Below are 2,243 nucleotides of genomic sequence, written 5' to 3'. Positions count from 1 at the left end.
TTTAAAGAAGGGTAACCAATAATAATTAAATCAATAAGTTATATTTGTAGTAAGGGGATAGTTGAGTTTTGATTTTATTACGTTTTTTTGTCTCTATCCCTAACTTTTTTGGAGCTTTTGTATCGATTCAAGAGCGAGTTTTTTGCGATCTGCGCTCTTTGTGTAGAGAGATGCCATGGCGTCATCTGTCCAGCCAAAGAGTGCTTTCAATTGTGATACTGTTGCCCCGGAATTAGCCGCGCGTGTGGCTGCTAATTTTCTCAATCCATGCGCCGATTTTTTTATGCCTGCTTGGATACATGCCTTATAGAATAGAGTTCCGAAGTTTTCTTTGGAGAGTGCTTTTCGCCTTTTATTACAGATAAATGTTTCTTCTCCAATAGGACCAACTTCAAGCGTTTTGGCTAATTCTGGCAAAATTGGGAGAAAGACATCTGTTTGAAATTGGCTCTTTTCTGTTTTGATGTGAATGATATTATCTTTGACGTCTTTCCAGCCAATGCGGACTGCATCACCACGACGCAAACCCGTGTAAAGAAGAACATCAATCCAAACACGTTCATGGGTACCATGTGACCAGCGTTGGTAATATTTTTCAACATCTTCTTCTGTCCAAACGGGAAAGCCCTCTTTATTTTTAAGAGGAGGTCTTGTGATACCTAAAGTAGGGTTGCTTTCCAAAAGTCCTTGTTCAATCGCCCATTTAAAAAGCCCATTTAGGGATTGTAGAAAGTCTCTAGCCATTGCTGGTGTTTCTTTGCGCCGTTCAACACCGGCTATGATATGTTTCTTTTCGATGGCTTGGTATGAAATGTGTCCTATAGTATCGCATACTTTCATAAGAGTGTATTCTCTTTGTTTCTTTGTGGCTTTAGCGAGGTTATGCCAATTGGAGCTATTAAGATACTGTTTAAGGAGCCATGCAAATGAACCTTCGACTAGCTTACCGGTTTTGGATTTAGGGAGTATAAGCCCTTGTAATTCGGCAAGTGCGCTTTTGTAGTTGTCAACAAACTCTTGCGTTCCATAAGTTCCGTGTATTCGAATACGTTTTCCATGACCAATACGTACATACCATATGATTTTACCATGGCGTGTGATTTCTTTGACGAGATGAGGGGGGCGTGGTTTTGGCATGGTAAATTACATGTTGTAAAGTAAAACTTCATCACTTTCATTTTTTGACAAAGACAATAGCTTGTCAGGATTTACTGCTGAGTTTGGTAATGGAATATCTGCTTTCAGATAGATAAGCAGTTCACCGGTAGGTTTGATTTCTATGAGTTCGCATTTTTGCTTTTTTGCTTCTCTTAAAGCCCGTGCAATGTCTGCTTGCGTTATGATAGCTTTACGAGGCGCCATATCTTTTCTCCTACATTGAGACGCAATTCACCCATTTCGTGAATCACGCATGACTTGAAAGTGTTAAGAAGGGCGGGGGTGCTCGTAGATATGCGGGGAACAAAGCACCCCCATAAGGTTAAGCAGCTTTTGTAGAGAGTTGTTGTATCTCTCGTTCTATCTCTGCTAAAAAGGCTTGGACAGCTTGATTGATCTGTTCAATTTGTTGATCATCACGGTAGACGCGTTTGACTTTCATACGCAAATGAGATGAATCCCCCGTAAAACGTGGATCATAACTGATAAAATCACACCATTGACGTTCCGTACACGCCATTTGGAATTGCATTTGTGCAAGATATTCTGGTTTAATTTCATCATCTATACAAAAGCGTAAATGGTTGATTGATTGTGGACATTTGATTTCGATTAAACCGTTTTCACCAATCAGACCGTCAGGGCTAGCACCAGCCATTTTGATTGTGGGGTGTTGGATAAAGCCGCATTGAGAGATCTCTGTATCATAAATGAATGCATATTCTTTGAGTGCATCTTCTTCATGTTCAATGCCCCATTGCATAGCAGGCGTTGGAAAAGATTGGCTTACTTCACCAGTTAAACGTTCTGTTATGAGTTTGATTTTGTAGTCTTCATATTTGCTCGTAGGCAAGCCTTTAGCTGTCTTACTGAGTACGCTGTAGACATTAGATGCAGTGACTTTACCCAAGCGCGCTTGAAACCACTCTGCTGTCCTTTGTTCCATATCACACCGCCGTTCTTTGTTCTTGTGGTGTTGGTACATATTCGATATCTTGGACGTGAATATATTCGGCATCTTGTATAGGCGCGTCTGTTTGATTTTGTTGTGGGAGAGATTGTTCTGCTTGAACCTTTTGTCTATC

3 protein-coding genes and 1 pseudogene are annotated in these 2,243 nt (G+C 40.6%); all 4 read right to left on the bottom strand.

Going from position 1 to position 2,243, the window contains the following annotated elements:
• Positions 1-99 precede the first annotated feature (99 nt).
• Positions 100-1,137 carry a tyrosine-type recombinase/integrase gene (locus ACFIMQ_RS09225; protein WP_375703914.1) on the bottom strand — a complete coding sequence of 346 codons (1,038 nt, stop codon included), beginning with the start codon at positions 1,135-1,137 and terminating at the stop codon, positions 100-102.
• A 6-nt stretch (positions 1,138-1,143) separates the two neighbouring features.
• Positions 1,144-1,362, bottom strand: coding sequence for a hypothetical protein (locus tag ACFIMQ_RS09220; protein WP_375703913.1), 219 nt, complete (start codon positions 1,360-1,362; stop codon positions 1,144-1,146).
• A gap of 118 nt (positions 1,363-1,480) precedes the next feature.
• A complete protein-coding gene (locus tag ACFIMQ_RS09215) occupies positions 1,481-2,104 on the bottom strand; it encodes a lambda exonuclease family protein (protein WP_375703912.1) in 624 nt (207 codons plus the stop codon).
• A gap of 1 nt (position 2,105) precedes the next feature.
• Positions 2,106-2,243, bottom strand: a pseudogene (locus ACFIMQ_RS09210) (recombinase); the annotation flags it as partial.

The sequence above is a fragment of the Bartonella sp. AD13SXNS genome, from assembly GCF_042196465.1.
Lineage (GTDB): Bacteria > Pseudomonadota > Alphaproteobacteria > Rhizobiales > Rhizobiaceae > Bartonella.
Note: the sequence above shows the minus strand (reverse complement) of the source record. Positions and strands in the feature narration are given on the sequence as shown.